This is a genomic window from Dehalobacter sp., assembly GCF_030063005.1.
Classification (GTDB): domain Bacteria; phylum Bacillota; class Desulfitobacteriia; order Desulfitobacteriales; family Syntrophobotulaceae; genus Dehalobacter; species Dehalobacter restrictus.
This window is the reverse complement of the sequence record NZ_JAPDHR010000063.1, coordinates 1-16,777: the sequence shown is the minus strand read 5'-3', so window position 1 is coordinate 16,777 and position 16,777 is coordinate 1. Positions and strand designations below refer to the sequence as shown.

The 16,777-nt window shown below is 45.8% G+C and carries 14 protein-coding genes; 13 read left to right on the top strand and 1 reads right to left on the bottom strand.

Going from position 1 to position 16,777, the window contains the following annotated elements:
• Positions 1-171: 171 nt before the first annotated feature.
• Positions 172-1,467, bottom strand: coding sequence for a homoserine dehydrogenase (locus OKX56_RS14860; protein ID WP_019226839.1), 1,296 nt, complete (start codon positions 1,465-1,467; stop codon positions 172-174).
• Between the two features lie 381 nt (positions 1,468-1,848).
• Here OKX56_RS14860 and ilvE point away from each other — a divergent pair, with 381 nt between their 5' ends.
• The 13 genes from ilvE to OKX56_RS14795 all read left to right on the top strand — a co-directional run bounded on the left by ilvE (position 1,849) and on the right by OKX56_RS14795 (position 16,205).
• Positions 1,849-2,715: a branched-chain-amino-acid transaminase gene (ilvE, locus tag OKX56_RS14855; protein ID WP_019226840.1), complete on the top strand. Its 867-nt coding sequence runs from the start codon at positions 1,849-1,851 to the stop codon at positions 2,713-2,715.
• 137 nt (positions 2,716-2,852) lie between these two features.
• Positions 2,853-4,550, top strand: coding sequence for a dihydroxy-acid dehydratase (gene ilvD, locus OKX56_RS14850; RefSeq protein ID WP_019226841.1), 1,698 nt, complete (start codon positions 2,853-2,855; stop codon positions 4,548-4,550).
• A 4-nt stretch (positions 4,551-4,554) separates the two neighbouring features.
• Positions 4,555-6,306 carry a biosynthetic-type acetolactate synthase large subunit gene (gene ilvB, locus OKX56_RS14845; RefSeq protein ID WP_019226842.1) on the top strand — a complete coding sequence of 584 codons (1,752 nt, stop codon included), beginning with the start codon at positions 4,555-4,557 and terminating at the stop codon, positions 6,304-6,306.
• On the top strand, positions 6,306-6,785 hold the full coding sequence (ilvN, locus tag OKX56_RS14840; protein WP_019226843.1) for an acetolactate synthase small subunit: 480 nt from the start codon (positions 6,306-6,308) through the stop codon (positions 6,783-6,785). The genes ilvB and ilvN overlap by 1 nt, the downstream gene beginning before the upstream one ends.
• A gap of 75 nt (positions 6,786-6,860) precedes the next feature.
• The gene (gene ilvC, locus OKX56_RS14835) at positions 6,861-7,856 is read left to right on the top strand and encodes a ketol-acid reductoisomerase (protein WP_019226844.1); all 996 of its coding nucleotides are present in this window, start codon (positions 6,861-6,863) and stop codon (positions 7,854-7,856) included.
• A gap of 500 nt (positions 7,857-8,356) precedes the next feature.
• Positions 8,357-9,892 carry a 2-isopropylmalate synthase gene (locus OKX56_RS14830; protein ID WP_019226845.1) on the top strand — a complete coding sequence of 512 codons (1,536 nt, stop codon included), beginning with the start codon at positions 8,357-8,359 and terminating at the stop codon, positions 9,890-9,892.
• 126 nt (positions 9,893-10,018) lie between these two features.
• Positions 10,019-11,293, top strand: coding sequence for a 3-isopropylmalate dehydratase large subunit (leuC, locus tag OKX56_RS14825; protein ID WP_019226846.1), 1,275 nt, complete (start codon positions 10,019-10,021; stop codon positions 11,291-11,293).
• Positions 11,286-11,774 (top strand): 3-isopropylmalate dehydratase small subunit, encoded by a 489-nt coding sequence (locus OKX56_RS14820; RefSeq protein WP_019226847.1) that lies wholly within the window; start codon positions 11,286-11,288, stop codon positions 11,772-11,774. Before leuC ends, OKX56_RS14820 begins: the two co-directional genes overlap by 8 nt.
• On the top strand, positions 11,767-12,825 hold the full coding sequence (gene leuB, locus OKX56_RS14815; protein WP_019226848.1) for a 3-isopropylmalate dehydrogenase: 1,059 nt from the start codon (positions 11,767-11,769) through the stop codon (positions 12,823-12,825). The genes OKX56_RS14820 and leuB overlap by 8 nt, the downstream gene beginning before the upstream one ends.
• A 695-nt stretch (positions 12,826-13,520) precedes the next feature.
• On the top strand, positions 13,521-14,168 hold the full coding sequence (locus OKX56_RS14810) for a DUF5343 domain-containing protein (protein ID WP_019226849.1): 648 nt from the start codon (positions 13,521-13,523) through the stop codon (positions 14,166-14,168).
• Between the two features lie 13 nt (positions 14,169-14,181).
• Positions 14,182-14,760 carry a Swt1 family HEPN domain-containing protein gene (locus OKX56_RS14805; protein WP_019226850.1) on the top strand — a complete coding sequence of 193 codons (579 nt, stop codon included), beginning with the start codon at positions 14,182-14,184 and terminating at the stop codon, positions 14,758-14,760.
• Between the two features lie 207 nt (positions 14,761-14,967).
• Complete coding sequence (locus OKX56_RS14800; protein ID WP_019226851.1) at positions 14,968-15,402, top strand: DUF4362 domain-containing protein; 435 nt, start codon at positions 14,968-14,970, stop codon at positions 15,400-15,402.
• Positions 15,403-15,584: 182 nt separating this feature from the next.
• Positions 15,585-16,205, top strand: coding sequence for a GNAT family N-acetyltransferase (locus OKX56_RS14795; protein WP_019226852.1), 621 nt, complete (start codon positions 15,585-15,587; stop codon positions 16,203-16,205).
• Positions 16,206-16,777 lie beyond the last annotated feature (572 nt).

Below are 16,777 nucleotides of genomic sequence, written 5' to 3'. Positions count from 1 at the left end.
ATAGTGTAATTTGTTCGCGGTTTATTCCGTTTTTATATGGCATAATTATTCCCCTTATGATTCGGTTTCCTTACTTAATTATACCATATTTATCCATTATTCTCTACGTTTTTACACAGCCTGTGGAGGGCGCTATCTGCCGCAAGCGGAATTGTGACACCCAGACCAACCCTAGATACTTATTCCATTCGTCTCCAACCGAATAACATTGTAGATTTTATCCAGCTTGCTGTAGGAGTTCAGGGATTGGATGGCCTGACGGAGCTGTCCTTCCCGGCAGGGGTGGGTCACCAGTGCAATTTCGGCGCTTTTATCCGGCCGCGGTTTCTGGATGATGGAATGAAAGCTAATACCAGCTTCAGCAAAGAATAACGCCAGTGTTGCAAAGACTTTTGGCTCGTCTTTAACTTTAAGCCGGATGTAATAAGCGGTTGTAAAATCATCCGTTGAGATGATCGGATAGTTGCGGTAACAGCCGCAATTCAGGAGTCCTTCGGATCCGGCGGACATATTGCGTACAATCTGGATAATGTCGGCTACAACGGAACTGCCTGTCGGCAAGGCTCCGGCGCCTTTCCCGTAAAACATGGTTTCTCCGACAGCATCACCGGTGACATAAATCGCGTTGTACACACCGCTGATATTGGCCAGCGGATGTTTTTTGGAAATCAGGGCGGGATGCACCCTGACTTCGATCCCTTCTTCCTGATTTTTGGCAATGGCCAGCAGCTTAATCACGCAGCCGAGCTCATCGGCATAGTGGATATCTTCCGGAGAAACGTTGGAAATTCCTTCGGCATAAACATCGTTAAACGTCACGCGCGTATTAAAAGCCAGGGAAGAAAGAATCGCAAGTTTGCGGGCGGCATCAAGCCCTTCTACGTCGGAGACCGGATCTGCTTCAGCATAGCCGAGCTCTTGGGCTTCTTTCAGGACATCGGCAAAATTGCGTCCCTGTTCGGTCATAGCAGACAAAATATAATTGGTCGTACCGTTAATAATCCCAAGCAGTGAGGAGATCCGGTTGGCGGTCAGGGATTGCCTTAAGGCAGCGATAATCGGGATACCGCCAGCGACACTGGCTTCAAAGTACAAATCTCGACCGTTCTTTTTCGCAGCCTCAAGCAGTTCTTCTCCATTTTGAGCTAAAAGATCTTTATTGGCGGTAACGACATTTTTGCCGTTTGCCATTGCGGTCAGGATAAGCGTGCGGGCTGGCTCGATACCGCCCATTACTTCGACAACAATGTCAATTTCCGGATCATCCGTGATCTCCCTGGGATCGTCTGTCAAAATAATGCCGCGGCAATCCGGCCGAGGTTTATGGATATCATGGACTAAAGCCTTTTTTATAGTTATATCAGCATTGGTACGGGTACTGATGTCATACCGGTTATTTTCCAGTATGGCGGCTGTACCTGATCCGACAGTTCCAAAACCCAGTAAACCAATTACAATTTTCTTCATAAATAGTTCCTCCCTATCCCCTCTGAATGAACAAGTGTTTCTGTACAGTGGACATTATACCAAGCTATCCTGGAATTGGCAAGGATATTTTTGATCGGCCCACTGCAGGATGAAAAGTATACTCCAAATATATTGACACAGTTAACTGTATCATATACACTTAGATAAAATAATTATATGTGCTATAACACATCGTTGACGAGATAATGATGGTTCAGAAAGTCCGTAGAGTTTTTCTCATATATGAATATGCACGTTAGGAAGTGTATCAATTAGACTCCCTGTTTTTTTTTATTAAGGTATATTTTACATGTTGATTGTGTTTCGTTACAATATAGATAGTGTTGAAATCAAAATTGAGTTTCGGAAAGGAGTATTCACATGATTATCTATTGCGATGGTAAATTTGTTGACAGCCAGGAGGCGAAAATTTCTGTATTTGATCATGGCTTTCTTTATGGAGATGGTGTATTTGAAGGGATCCGAGCCTATAATGGCCGGGTATTCAAATTAAAGGAACATATTGACAGACTGTATGAGTCAGCCAATGCAATTCTGTTAAACGTCGAGATAAGCCGTCGGGAAATGATGGATATCGTCGTGGAAACCGTAAGAAAAAATAACCTTACAGATGCTTATATTCGTCTGATCATTTCCAGAGGGGTCGGAGATATGGGCTTAGACCCAAGGAAATGCGCTAAATCGGAGATTATCTGCATTGCAGGCAATATCTCCCTGTACCCGCCAAGCATGTATGAAAACGGGATGGAAATTATTACGGCTGCAACTCGCAGGACCAGTTCGGATGCGTTAAGCCCGAGAATCAAATCCCTGAACTATTTGAACAATATTATGGCCAAGATTGAAGCCAATAGGGCAAGTCTGATGGAAGCATTGATGTTGAATCAGGAAGGGTATGTCAGTGAAGCCACCGGTGACAACATTTTCATTATCAAAGACGGAATTATAACCACACCTCCAGTTTATGCCGGGATTTTAAAAGGCGTCACCCGTGATTCGGTCATCGATTTAGCCCGCCAGGAAGGGATCACCGTTCAAGAAGAGCTGTTTCATCTGATTGATGTCTACAGTGCCGATGAGTGCTTCCTGACCGGTACGGCGGCTGAGCTGATTCCGATTATTATGCTGGATTCCAGAAAGATCGGGGACGGCAAACCAGGACCCGTATTTAAAAAGCTGCTGGCTAAATTCCACGAATATGTCAAAACAGAGGGAGAGCCTATCTAATACTGTACATTTCAGCGCGGACAAGTTATAGCTATAACACTGACAAAGCGTTATTTTTCTTCCTTACGATAGATTAAAGACCAAACGATAGATTAAAGACCAAAGACCGAAAATTTTTCCGGAAAGGAAGCGATCCCATGAACAGTGATGCAGTAAAAGTCGGAATTGACAGGGCACCTCACCGTTCTCTATTTAAAGCTCTCGGACTTACCGACCGGGAAATCAATAAACCCTTGATCGGTATCGTCAACTCCTTTAATGAATTTGTGCCCGGGCATATGCATCTGCGTCAAATTGCCGAAGCAGTTAAAGCCGGAGTCAGAGAAAACGGCGGCACGCCGCTCGAATTTTCGACGATTGGTGTCTGTGACGGCATTGCCATGGGACACGTTGGAATGCATTTTTCCCTGGCGAGCAGGGAGTTGATTACCGACTCCATTGAGATTATGGCCAGAGCGCATGCTGTCGATGCCCTGGTTTTTATTCCGAGCTGTGACAAAATCGTCCCAGGAATGCTGATGGCTGCGATGCGGCTGAATCTGCCGTCCATCGTCGTGAGCGGCGGGCCGATGCTGCCGGGCCGTCACGAGGGGAAAAATGTTGATTTTATTACCGTCTACGAAGGCGTTGGCAAAGTCTATAGCGGCCAGGAAAGCCAGGAGTGGCTTCAGGGCCTCGAACAGAATGCGTGCCCAACCTGTGGTTCCTGTGCCGGGATGTTTACGGCAAACTCCATGAACTGCCTGACAGAGGTCATCGGCATGGCCTTGCCCGGCAATGGTACGATACCGGCCGTCTATTCCGAGAGAATACGCTTGGCCAAAGAAACCGGCTATCAGGTTATGAACCTGCTGCGGGACAATATCCGGCCGCGTGATATCGTAACGAGCACTTCAATCAGGAACGGCGTTGCCGCCGATATGGCGTTGGGGTGTTCAACCAATACCATCCTTCATCTGCCTGCGATTGCGTTTGAAGGAGAAATAGAATTTGACCTGGCCGAGATCAATGCGATCAGTGACCGGACCCCTCAGATTTGCAAACTGAGTCCGGCGGTGAACGGGCATTATCTCGTCGAAGTCAATGAAGCAGGCGGGATCAGTGCCGTTTTGAAGAGCTTGCTGGATGCCGGTTTGATTGATGGTTCCGGGATGACAGTTTCCGGCAGTACCATGGCGGAAAGACTAAGCAGCGCGGTTGTCAAAAATCCGAGTGTGATTCGGCCGCTAACTGATCCGTACTCTGCCAAAGGCGGACTCTGTGTCCTGTTTGGTAACCTGGCGCCGGAAGGAGCCGTGATCAAAGTAGGTGCGCTGGCGAACAGAGATATTGTCTTCGAGGGCGCGGCCAAGGTCTACGACGGAGAAGACCTGGCGGCGGAAGCGATCCGCAGCGGCGTGATCAAAGAAGGCGATGTCGTGATTATCCGCTATGAAGGACCGAAGGGCGGGCCTGGTATGCGAGAGATGCTCGGACCAACAGCAACCCTAGCGGGAATGGGCCTTGATTCTTCCGTGGCACTGTTGACGGACGGACGTTTTTCCGGAGGCAGCCGCGGACTTTCGATCGGGCACATTTCTCCGGAAGCAGCGCTCGGCGGGGAGATTGCGTTCGTAGAGAACGGCGATATGGTTCGGATTGATTTAGAAAAACGGACCATTGACTGGCTTCTGCCCGAATCTGAAAAAGCAGAAAGAAGAAACAGCTTTGACCCCAAAAAAGGGTTGGAGAAAGTGTATAAAGTAGCAGGCCGGACAGGATATCTGGGACGTTACGTCCAATTTGCCCAGTCGGCCAATAAAGGAGCAGCTTTCCGGACAGTCAAGGAGGAATGAATGAATGGATAAGTCCAAAGAAGACGCCTTAATAGCCAGAGACCCTGAAATTACCTGGGAAGACGAAGAAAGTCTTGCTTTGGATAATTATAATGGCGCCAAAGCGCTGCTCGATGTACTGGACCAGGAGGGGGTAGAGCTGATCTTCGGGTATCCCGGCGGATCTTTGCTAGCACTGTATGATGCGCTTCTGGACAGCTCGATCCGTCATATCCTGCCAAGACATGAGCAGAGTGCTGTTCATGCCGCCGATGCCTACGCACGGGTCAGTGGCAAGGTGGGTGTCTGTCTGGCTACCTCAGGTCCGGGAGCCGCCAATATGGTCACGGGAATTGCAAATGCGTATATGGATTCCATCCCGCTTGTGATCTTAACCGGTCAGGTATCGACCCATCTGTTGGGGACAGATTCTTTTCAGGAAGTTGACATTACGGGGATCACGATGCCGATAACGAAGCATTCCTATCTGGTTAAAGATGCTAGGGATATCCCGCGTATTGTGAAAGAAGCGTTTTATATTGCGAGTACAGGCCGCCCGGGTCCGGTCCTGATCGATCTGCCGAAGAATATTATGGCAGCAGAGGTCAATGAGCCTTATCCGTCCAAAGTGGCGCTGAAAAGCTATAAATTTTTTACCAAGGGAAATCCCGGTCAGATTTCTGAAGCAGCCAGAGCACTGGCCCAAAGCAAAAAACCGGTTGTTTATGCCGGGGGAGGCGTCATAACCTCCGGAGCCGGCAAGATTCTTCAGGAAGTACTCGAAAAAACCAATCTTCCTGTGGTCACGACCCTGATGGGCATTGGCAGTGTCCCATCCAAACATCCGAATCATTTAGGGATGGTCGGAATGCATGGGACCATTACTGCCAATCTTGCCGTAGATGCGTGTGATTTACTGATTGCGATCGGTGTCCGCTTTGACGACAGGGTCACGAGCGGGCTGAAGCACCGTTTTGCCACGAAGGCGAAAGTCATTCATATTGACATCGATCCTGCCGAGATCGGCAAAGTCATCCGGGCACATATCCCGATTGTCGGAGATGCCAGACTTGTCCTGGAAGAGTTCCTTACCAAAATCAATCCGCCGGCCATTCAGGATTGGTGGAACGAACTCAGGAGCTGGCAAAAGGAATACCCGTTAAGCTATGAGCAGGATGGCCGCCTCAATCCGCAGACGATTTTGGAAGCGATGGGGAAAATCAGCGGGGAAGAAGCGATCGTGGTAACAGATGTCGGACAGCACCAAATGTGGGCGGCTCAATTCTGTCCGATTAATCAAGAAAGACATTTTATTACCAGTGCGGGTCTGGGAACGATGGGTTTTGGTCTTCCGGCTGTGATCGGCGCCCAGTTTGCGAAACCGGACAGTCTGGTCTTTCTGGTTACCGGAGACGGTTCTTTACAAATGAGCATCCATGAGCTCGCCACTGCGGTCCAATATCACCTTCCCGTAAAAATAGTCCTGATGAATAACGGGGTTTTAGGCATGGTTAGGCAGATGCAAAAAATGCTCTTTAACGAGCGTTTCAGCCAAATCCAGCTGGATGCCAATCCCGATTTTGTAAAGCTTGCCGACGCCTACGGGATCAAAGGGCGCAGAGTCGAGCAGGCCGATCAAGTTGAAGACGCCTTGAAGGAAGCTGTTGCAACGCCCGGACCGTTTTTGCTGGATTTCACGATCTCACCGGATGAAGTTGTACTTCCTTTTGTTCCTGCCGGTCAGGGAATTACCGAGATACTGGAGGGGAAGGAATAATGCTGCATACACTCGCAGTAATGGTTGAAAATGATCCGGGGGTCCTGGCAAGGGTATCAGGCCTGTTTTCCCGGCGGGGCTACAATATCTACAGCCTGACGGTATGTCAGACTGAAAATCCGGACCTTTCCATGATGACGATCGTGGTCGAGGGTGACAGCCAGGTCATTGAACAGGTCACCAAGCAGCTGCATAAATTGGTTGTCGTCCATAAGGTGACCAATCTGAGCCAGGAGTCCGTGGTGAACAGGGAGCTGGCCCTGATCCGGGTCAAGGTTAAATCGGATACCCGGCTCGAAGTACTCCAAACGGTAGACATCTTCAGGGGCAGAGTCGTTGATATGGGCAAAAATAACCTAACGATCGAGCTTACCGGGGATGAAGATAAGATCGATGCGTTTGTCAGAACGATGCGATCTTACGGCATTCTCGAACTTGTCAGAACCGGTAAAATTGTGATTGCCCGATCTGATAATTAATACGGTAAGCGACTGATAGATGCTTTACTAATAAATTTTCACTTAAATAAATAATGAATAAGGAGAGTAAATAACATGGCTAAAATGTATTATGATCAAGATGCTGATATGGGACTGCTGAAAGGAAAAACGATTGCGGTAATGGGTTGGGGAAGCCAGGGTCATGCTCAATCCCAAAACCTTAAAGATTCCGGTTTGAACGTGATTGTGGGCTTGCGTAAAAACAGCCCGAGATGGAAAGAAGCCGAAGAAGCCGGTCTGACGGTGATGACAGTCGCTGAAGCCGCAGCCAAAGCGGACCTGATTCAAATCCTTCTGCCTGATGAGACCCAGAGCAGGATCTACCGGGAAGAAATCGAACCATCGCTCACTGCGGGCAAAGTACTCTGTTTTTCACACGGTTTTAACATTCACTTTGGTCAAATCGTGCCGCCGGCTAATGTCGATGTGATCATGATCGCTCCGAAGAGCCCGGGACATCTGGTGCGCCGGACTTACACTGAGGGCGCAGGAACTCCGGGACTGATCGCCGTCTATCAGGATGCTACCGGTAATGCGCATCAGATCGGTCTCGCTTATGCCAAAGGGATCGGCTGTACCCGCACAGGGCTGATTGAAACCACGTTTGCTGAAGAGACCGAAACCGATTTATTCGGTGAACAGGCAGTACTTTGCGGCGGTGCGTCCGAATTGGTCCGCGCCGGTTTTGATACACTTGTAGAAGCCGGTTATCAGCCGGAAATCGCTTACTTTGAGTGTCTGCATGAATTGAAATTAATTGTCGACCTGATGTATGAAGGCGGAATCAGCCGGATGCGCTACTCCGTTTCCGATACAGCCCAGTACGGGGATCTGATGGTCGGCAGACGCATCATTACGGAAGAAACCCGCAAGGAAATGAAGAAGGTCCTTTCCGAAATCCAGAATGGGGAGTTTGCCCGCAAATGGCTCTCCGAAAATCAGGTTGGCCGTCCGGTCTTCAATGCCATGACCCGCAGGGATGCCGAACATAAAATTGAAAAAGTCGGTCAGGAACTCCGTTCCATGATGCCGTGGCTGAAGAAGAAATAAAGTCTGCCGAATCCCTATTTTGACTATTTGAGTAGGTTCGCAGGTACAATAATATATTCAAGTAGGTCTGGGGGCCACAGTACCGCTTTCGGCAAATTGAGCCCTCCATGGCTCAAATAGCCGCGCTGCGCAATCCGTGCTTCGCTTGTCGCGGAACTGTGGCCCCCAGACTGATCTTAAGTATGATACAGCAGTTTTTATAAGCTAACTCTTTCCAGAATATAGAATTTAGATGTTTGGTTTTTTAAAAGAATCTGTGTTCTAGAATGTTATACTTGCATGTCGATTCCAACAATGTATTTTTCAGAATAATATAACTAAAATATATTCCAAAGATTAGTCTCCGTAATATATAGCCAGCGTAAGCGGAGCAAGGAGTGCGCAGCGCGGCTTTTTGAGCCAGGAGGGCTCAATTGCCGTAAGCGGCGATATATTACGGAGACCTACCCGGAAAAAATCTTTATGTATAAAATTGATTCGAAGCGCAGGGGGTGGATAGGGTGAGACGGATTGAATTTTTTGACACAACGCTGCGGGACGGGGAACAGTCTCCCGGCGTTGCGCTGAATATGGAGGAGAAGCTGCAGATTGCCCGTCAGCTGGAAAAATTGGGTGTGGATGTTATTGAAGCTGGTTTTCCAATCACTTCTCCGGGCGATTTTGAGGCTGTATCTTTGATCGCCGAAAAAGTCAGGAATACGACCATTGCTGCGCTTGCCAGAGCTGAATCTAAGGATATTGAAAGGGCCTGGGAGGCAATTCATATTGCGGAAAGCCCGCGAATCCATACGTTTATTGCGACATCTCCGATTCATATGCAATACAAGCTCAGAAAAACACCGGATGAGGTGTTGGAACGCGCTGTCTATGGGGTCAAACTGGCAAAATCCAAAGTTAGTGATGTCGAATTCAGTGCTGAAGATGCGTCCCGCAGCGATGTGGATTTTCTGGCCAAGGTATTCTCACTGGTCATTAAGGCCGGAGCTACTGTGATTAACATTCCGGATACCGTCGGGTATGCGATGCCCGCAGAATTTGCTCAGTTCGTCAAGGCGATCATGGACAAAACCGATGGCATTGAAAAAGTCAAAGTCAGCGTCCACTGCCATAATGATCTCGGATTGGCCGTCGCGAATTCCCTGGCTGCAGTCAAGGCAGGTATTCATCAAATTGAATGTGCGGTCAACGGCCTCGGAGAACGGGCCGGGAATGCTGCGCTGGAAGAATTGGCCATGGCGCTGCACACCCGGAAAGACCTTTATGGGGTCGAGACAGGTATCATCACCCGGGAGATTTCCCGGACCAGCAGTCTGGTCAGCAGACTGTCCGGTATGAGGGTCCAGCCGAATAAAGCGATTGTAGGTAAGAACGCTTTTGCGCACGAATCAGGCATTCATCAGGACGGGGTTCTGAAGGAACGTAGTACGTATGAAATTATGTCCCCGGATGCCATCGGACTTGACATGAATACGATTGTCCTCGGCAAACATTCCGGGAGGCATGCGGTCAAACAGTCTCTGGACGACCTGAGCATTGAAGTCAGTGAAGAACGCTTTGAGAAGCTTTTTGAAGACTTCAAAATCCTTGCTGAGAAGAAAAAGATTATCACGGAAGCTGATCTTTATGCGCTTGCTGAAACGCAGGAGGCAGAGGAAACACTGGCCTTAAATTACTGGCAGATTCTAAGCGGAAATAACCTGAAGCCTACGGCAACGATTGGCCTAGAGCTGAAAGATGGGAAAGAGCATCATAATGAGCTGGCGAAAGCGGCTTATGGTGACGGCCCTGTAGCGGCTGCCTATAAGGCAATCGACAAAATTGTCGGGATTGAAGGAAAACTGCAGAATTTCTCGTTACAGGCAATTGACGTCGGCGAGGATTCTCAGGGTGAAGTAACCGTAACGGTTTCGTTCGGTGATCACACTGTTGCCGGCCGGGGTGTCAGTCCGGATATTATCGAGGCCAGCGTCAAGGCCTATGTCCAGGCTGTCAACAGGGCGCTCGGTAAAGGTTGGATCAGCCTGAAGCAAAGATGATAACTGGAGGTAAAACAGGCCGCGATGATGCATGATTGCGGATACTTATTATCTCATCTGCGCGTACGGAATGTTTACGGAGATGAGATAATGTTAAGGAGCACATGAAAAAGGAGGTTGTTGCCCATGGGTATGACGATAAGCGAAAAAATTCTGGCAGCCCATGCCGGAGTAGATAAAGTCGTTCCCGGAGAAATCATCAATGCCAAACTGGATGTGGTCTTATCCAATGATGTTACAGCTCCGGTCGCGATCAAAGAGTTTGAAAAATTAGGAATTGAGAAGGTATTCGACAAAGAAAAAATTGCACTGGTACCTGACCATTTCACCCCGAACAAGGATATTGCCTCCGCGGAACAATGCAAAATCGTTCGCGACTTTGCCCGGAAACATGAGGTTAAACATTACTGGGATACCGGAAGAGTCGGCATCGAACATTGTCTGCTTCCGGAGCAGGGGGTGGTACTTCCCGGTGACCTGATCATTGGCGCCGATTCCCATACCTGCACGTACGGTGCACTCGGTGCGTTTGCGACCGGCGTAGGCAGTACGGATTGCGCGGCCGGGATGGCCACAGGCGAAGCCTGGTTCAGAGTTCCGGAGACCTTGAAATTTGTTTTTCACGGCACAAAGTTCCAGCCGTATGTCGGCGGCAAAGACCTGATTCTATATATCATCGGCAAAATCGGCGTTGACGGTGCCCGCTATAAAGCGATGGAATTTACGGGAAACGGCATCAAAGCACTCTCTATGGACAACAGGCTGACGATGTGCAATATGGCGATCGAGGCTGGCGGCAAGGCCGGGATCATTGAACCGGACGAGATTACGCTGGCGTACGTCAAAGCCAGGGCAAAAAGGGATTATAAAGTTTATCATAGCGACCCGGATGCCGTATACGAGAAGGTTTACGAATTTGACACGGAAGATATTCCGCTGCAGATCGCTTTCCCGCATCTTCCGGAGAACACCAAATCGGTGGAGGAAGCAAAGGGTTTGAAAATAGATCAGGTTGTGATAGGCTCGTGTACGAACGGACGTCTTGAGGATCTCGAAATCACGGCTAAGATTCTGAAAGGGAAGAAGATCCATCCGAATATCCGCTGCCTGATTTTCCCGGGCACCCAGGATATCCTGCTTGAAGCGATGAGCCGCGGCTGGATTCAGACCATGATTGAAGCCGGAGCAGCAGTCAGTACGCCGACCTGCGGGCCATGTCTGGGCGGCCATATGGGGATTCTGGCCAAAGGTGAGCGGGCGCTGTCCACCACAAACAGGAACTTTGTAGGCCGGATGGGTCATCCTGAAAGCGAAGTATACCTGTGCAATCCGGCAGTCGCTGCGGCTTCAGCCATATGCGGACAAATCGTTCATCCGAGGGAGGTCGTTGATAATGGGTAAAGCTTGGAAATTCGGCCATGATATTGACACGGATGTCATCATCCCGGCCCGCTATCTGAACCGCTTTGAACCGGAACATCTCGCCGCCCATTGTATGGAAGATGCGGATGCTTCTTTTGCGGCCAACGTGCAACCCGGAGATATGATGATCGGCGGCAAAAACTTTGGCTGCGGATCTTCCAGGGAACATGCTCCGCTGGCGATTAAAGCTGCCGGTGTCAAAGCCATCATCGCAGAATCCTATGCGCGGATATTTTACCGGAATGCGCTGAACATCGGGATGCCGATTCTGGAGTGCCCGGAAGCTGTCAGAGGCATTGAGGCCGGTGACGAAGTCGAGGTCGATCTCCAGAGCAGCACGATCCAAAACATCAGCAAAGGAACAAGTTTTCAGGCTACTCCCTTTCCGCCATTTATGCAGGAACTGATCAAAGCCGGTGGGCTGGTTCCGTACGTAAAGGAGAAAAGAAAGAATGCCTAAAATTGCCGTATTGCCCGGCGACGGGATTGGAAGAGAGATTATTCCTGAAGCGCTGAAAGTGCTTCAGGCAGCATTAGAAGACTGCCCGGTCAAGTTTGAATTCGATCGTTATTTGATCGGCGGAGCCGCAATTGATGAAGTCGGCAAAGCACTGCCCGCCGAAACACTGGATGCCTGTAAGAAGGCCGACGCGGTGCTTTTAGGTGCGATCGGCGGACCGAAATGGGATACACTGCCGGCCAAGGAAAGACCTGAGCTTGGCGCGCTACTGCCTATCCGCAAAGAACTCGGACTGTATGCCAATATCCGTCCGGTCAAGATGATTCCTTCGCTCATTTCGGCTTCCACCTTAAGGGAAGAAGTTGTCAAGAATGTGGATATGGTTGTGATCCGCGAGCTGACCGGCGGAATCTACTTTGGCGAAAAGGGAAGAAACGAAAACCCAAAGGCCGCTTATGATGTTCTGCTTTATCATGAAGACGAAATCCGCCGGATCATTGAGCTTGGCTTTGAAACTGCCAGAGGCAGACGGAAAAAGCTCTGCTCGGTCGATAAGGCCAATGTGCTCGAGTCTTCTCGTTTCTGGCGGGAGATTGCTGAAGAAGTGGCCAAGGAATATCCGGATGTCGAGCTGATGCATATGTATGTTGACAATGCTGCGATGCAGTTGGTGCGTTATCCGGAACAGTTCGACGTGATTGTCACCGAGAATATGTTCGGGGATATCCTGACCGACCTGGCTTCGATGCTCGGCGGATCGATCGGCATGCTTGCTTCAGCCAGCCTGAGCGGTAAAAAAGGACTATATGAGCCGGCTCATGGCTCCGCGCCGGACATTGCCGGCCAGAATAAGGCAAATCCGCTGGCCACGATCCTTTCGGCGGCGATGATGCTGCGCTATACGTTTGACCTGAATGAAGAAGCCGACAGAATTGAACAGGCAGTTGCTAAAGTGCTGGATCAGGGATGCCGGACGGCTGACCTGGCCAAACCCGGCGATAAAGTGCTTGGGACGAAAGAAATGGGAGACGCAGTGGTGGCCGCGCTGTAAAAATTACCACTTAAATATAAATTGGCTTTAAGTCAAATATTGGGATGGGCCCCTAGACAAAAGGAAAACTTCAAACTGATGATGCTGATAATAGTTTTTAGACTGTTATTAGCATTTTTTTTGACGACATGATGCTATCCGCTTTTCGGCTCTTGTGAGCGACAGTATGTATTACTAAAGCGAAAGAGTTATTGGGTGACCTGGATCCTGGCGCTCTTTTAAACAAAGAGAATAAGGAAGACTAAATCAAAAGACCGTAACGATGGTTGAGTCATTACGGTCTTTTGATTTGACCTCTAGTTGAGGTTGAGATGCAATAATATTATTGCAAGCGGGCTTAATTTGTTCTTTTCAATATTTAGAAGGTAAAGAGAATAAATATAAAGGAAATTGAGGGATAATGTGGAATTATCGTTAAGAAATGGGTCTGAGTTCAGTGATATATAATGTCTGTAATGGTAGTCGACTTTTGATGATTGATTACACTTAAAGTAAGTATTCCCGAACCTAGTTCGGAAACACCACCAAAAAAGAGGTATATACGAACTTAGTTCGGGAATACCGTAGTTATCGGAAAGATGAGGCAAAAGACGCCACGTCCTGTGGCGTCAGCTAGGAAAAGCTTTGTAGTTTAGGGGAATATTATAAGTGAAAATATTAGTTATTAAATTTTATAATTGTGGAGGAGTAATAATATGTTAACAAATTATTATTTGGTTACTACGAAAAACCTAGAAAGTATATTAAATACTATTTTGACCGCAAAGGCGCCAGAACGCTTTACCAACAAGTTTTTATCCGATCTAGGATTTACAAGTAGTAATGATCGACTAATTATAGGAATATTGAAGGCCGTTGGAATGCTTGATGAAAATTCTGCTCCTACACAAAGATATTTTGATTTTTTAGACCAGACACAGTCGAAGAAAGTCTTAGCTGAAGGCATTAAAGAAGCGTATGAGGATTTATTTAATCTTCGTATCGATGCCCAAAATATGACAAATGACGAAGTCAAAAATAAATTAAAGACTCTTACACAAGGTCAGAAGTCAGAAAAAGTTATCAGCATGATGGCAATGACGTTTAAAGCTTTAGGTGAATATGCAGATTGGGAAAAAGCAAAAAATATTACTCCGAAAAGTGAAAAGGAAGTAATAAATGTTAAGGGAAACTCTTCACATGAAAAGACCTCCATTGAAGATCAAAAAAGGCTGGAAGAGACTGTAAATGATCGATCGAAATCCCTTGATTTGCATTATAATATACAGATTCATTTGCCTGAGACTAGAGATATGGCTGTATATGATGCGATCTTCCAAAGCTTAAAAAAGCATTTGATTTAGGGGGATGGTATCAATGGATGACAAGATATATTCGTTTATCATGCGAGGAGAATTGACAAAAGTTGCTTTGGATCAATCTGGAACAGTAAGTAAACATCATTATTCGGAGATTATTCAAAAACAGATTTCTGATAGTTTATCTTTAGATTTGCTTGACGATGAATTTGTTGCAAAAGCTAAGCAAATGGCAACTGTTTATGCTGCAATTGCAGCGTTTGAAAATATGGTGAGAGATTTTGTAGTGAAAATATTAATTGAAAATAAGGGAGAGAACTGGTGGGAAGATGGTGTTTCTCAAGCAATTAGAAAAAAAGCTGAATCTAGAAAATTAGAAGAAGATAAAATCAAATGGCATACTCAAAGAGGAGATAGTTTAATTAATTATACTGAGTTTGGTGACTTAGCATCAATAATGCTTCAAAATATTAATTTATTTGAAGATCATGTAATATCTATTGAATGGGCAAAGCAAATATTCAATACGTTGGAAAGGTCACGTAATGTAATAATGCATAGTGGAGAATTAGGCACTCGTGATATTGAAAGAATTGGGACAAACATAAGAGATTGGATTAGTCAGGTAGGTGCATAAGACCCAGTGCTAAAGGGTGCGACGTCCTGTCGCACTCTGGCTCCGTGGGGCCTCATCCATCCGATAAACAGTGAATTCCCAAAATCTGAGAGGATATGCAATTAATAACCAGACCTCGGGAATTCACGGGACGTTCTACGAAACCACTGGGTCTTAATGGTTTTTGAGAAAGTATTTTTGATTTAAGTAACAAGGTGGTAATGAACCGTGAAGAAATTTACGATTTTCTCATTATTCTTCGTTTCATTGATTCTGTTTTTATCAGCTTGCTCGGCTTTTTCTCCATATTATAGTTCTATGACAGCGATCGAGAATGGCGATGTAGTCGAATCAGAAGGAAAAATTTACAATATCAATAAACTTGATAAGTTTATTGATAGTATTAATAGAGGAGAGAAGACAAAAGTCCAAATCGATAAATACAATACAAAGAATAATCCGGCAATGTACATAATTGAATTTGATGGAAAGCTATTAAGTTATTCATTTGCAAGACCTTCAAATGATGATTCTAAAGATATACTTGCTGAAGTTAACGCCGAGATTGTAAAGGCAAGTAGAGAAGAGAATGAAGATGGCATCAAATATTATCTTATAGACAATAGTGGTTTTAAAACATGTTTTTTTACTGCACCAAAGTGATTTTATATTGTTTGGGCAATTCTTTGCCGTGGCATCGTATAACACAGGATTTCCGCAACTTTGTATAGATGAATGTGGTTGGGAAGCTGCGTAAATCCCTAAACGTTATACGTAATAGGATGCAAAAGCCGCACATCCATGTGCGGAATGGTAGTAGAAGATTTTCGCTTGGAGGTATTAATATGATAAGGATGACTGAAAATCAAATTGAACCAGTTGCTAGGCTTCTGACAGAGTGTTTTATTGATGACCACTTAACTGTTTTACAAATAAAAGGGATAATTAATCAGGAAGAATTTCTTTTAAAGCTCTTCCAGATACAATTAGGTGTTTTTGAAAAAACAAGAGATGTTTATTCATTAGATGACACGTTTAATTCAGTAATAATAGGCTATGAAAAAAAGAAATTAAAATTGTTAAAGCAACTTATACTTAGTATACAGGCAACACAAGAATTAAGGAAACAAGTTGATAAAGAGGATTTTGAATTATATACAAATAACGTTAGAGCTCTTTCTAAAGCTATTAATTTAAACTGGCAAAAACAATTTGTTAAAAAGAACTATTATCATATTAATGTTATTGCTGTTGCCCAAGAAGAACGGGGCAAAGGCAAATTGAGGGCATTGATTACCCCAATTGTTGAGAATTACAAAGAAAAAAGTATTCCAATTATCTTAGAAACAGATAATCCCAATCATATTCCAATGTATGAACATATGGGATTTCAATTGATTAAAACTATGGAAGACAGCCATACCGGACTAAATCAATATTGTTTTATCAAATATCCAAATACTTAAGGATTTCTTGGGAGACGCCATCCATGGCGTCTTTTGAAAAGACTGTATATGAGAATTTTGTTGGTAATTCCGCACCAGGGAGGAATTTGGATGGATCAAATTCGCAACCGGTTGCGAATTTAAAAAGACTGTTGATTGACCGTTTACATTTGTTCAACCGTCAGTAGATTATGTATTTAAAGTGCATCATCAGTAAAGGAGAATGGTATTTATTATGTTACTTTTATCACCGGGATTTTGGGCAGCTATGTTGAGTATTGCAATTATTATGTGGGTAATCAAAATGCTTTGGAGAATTGATAAGAACGTAAAATCTATCGAACATAAATTAAATGAACTCACAACTAAGAAAGATGATTCCTTGTAGAGTCAATATAATATTTACTCTCATACACTACATTCTCATTTTACATGAATATAGTTGTGGGAAAGTTTAAGGGACTCCCATCCACAGGCTGTGTAAAAACGTAGAGAATAATGGATAAATATGGTATAATTAAGTAAGGAAACCGAATCATAAGGGGAATAATTATGCCATATAAAAACGGAATAAACCGCGAACAAATTACACT

Bases quoted from the DNA above. Each gene is read 5' to 3' on its own strand.
- OKX56_RS14860 (WP_019226839.1), bottom strand. From the start codon at position 1,467: ATGAAGAAAATTGTAATTGGTTTACTGGGTTTTGGAACTGTCGGATCA.
- ilvE (WP_019226840.1), top strand. From the start codon at position 1,849: ATGATTATCTATTGCGATGGTAAATTTGTTGACAGCCAGGAGGCGAAA.
- ilvD (WP_019226841.1), top strand. From the start codon at position 2,853: ATGAACAGTGATGCAGTAAAAGTCGGAATTGACAGGGCACCTCACCGT.
- ilvB (WP_019226842.1), top strand. From the start codon at position 4,555: ATGGATAAGTCCAAAGAAGACGCCTTAATAGCCAGAGACCCTGAAATT.
- ilvN (WP_019226843.1), top strand. From the start codon at position 6,306: ATGCTGCATACACTCGCAGTAATGGTTGAAAATGATCCGGGGGTCCTG.
- ilvC (WP_019226844.1), top strand. From the start codon at position 6,861: ATGGCTAAAATGTATTATGATCAAGATGCTGATATGGGACTGCTGAAA.
- leuC (WP_019226846.1), top strand. From the start codon at position 10,019: ATGGGTATGACGATAAGCGAAAAAATTCTGGCAGCCCATGCCGGAGTA.
- OKX56_RS14820 (WP_019226847.1), top strand. From the start codon at position 11,286: ATGGGTAAAGCTTGGAAATTCGGCCATGATATTGACACGGATGTCATC.
- leuB (WP_019226848.1), top strand. From the start codon at position 11,767: ATGCCTAAAATTGCCGTATTGCCCGGCGACGGGATTGGAAGAGAGATT.
- OKX56_RS14810 (WP_019226849.1), top strand. From the start codon at position 13,521: ATGTTAACAAATTATTATTTGGTTACTACGAAAAACCTAGAAAGTATA.
- OKX56_RS14805 (WP_019226850.1), top strand. From the start codon at position 14,182: ATGGATGACAAGATATATTCGTTTATCATGCGAGGAGAATTGACAAAA.
- OKX56_RS14795 (WP_019226852.1), top strand. From the start codon at position 15,585: ATGATAAGGATGACTGAAAATCAAATTGAACCAGTTGCTAGGCTTCTG.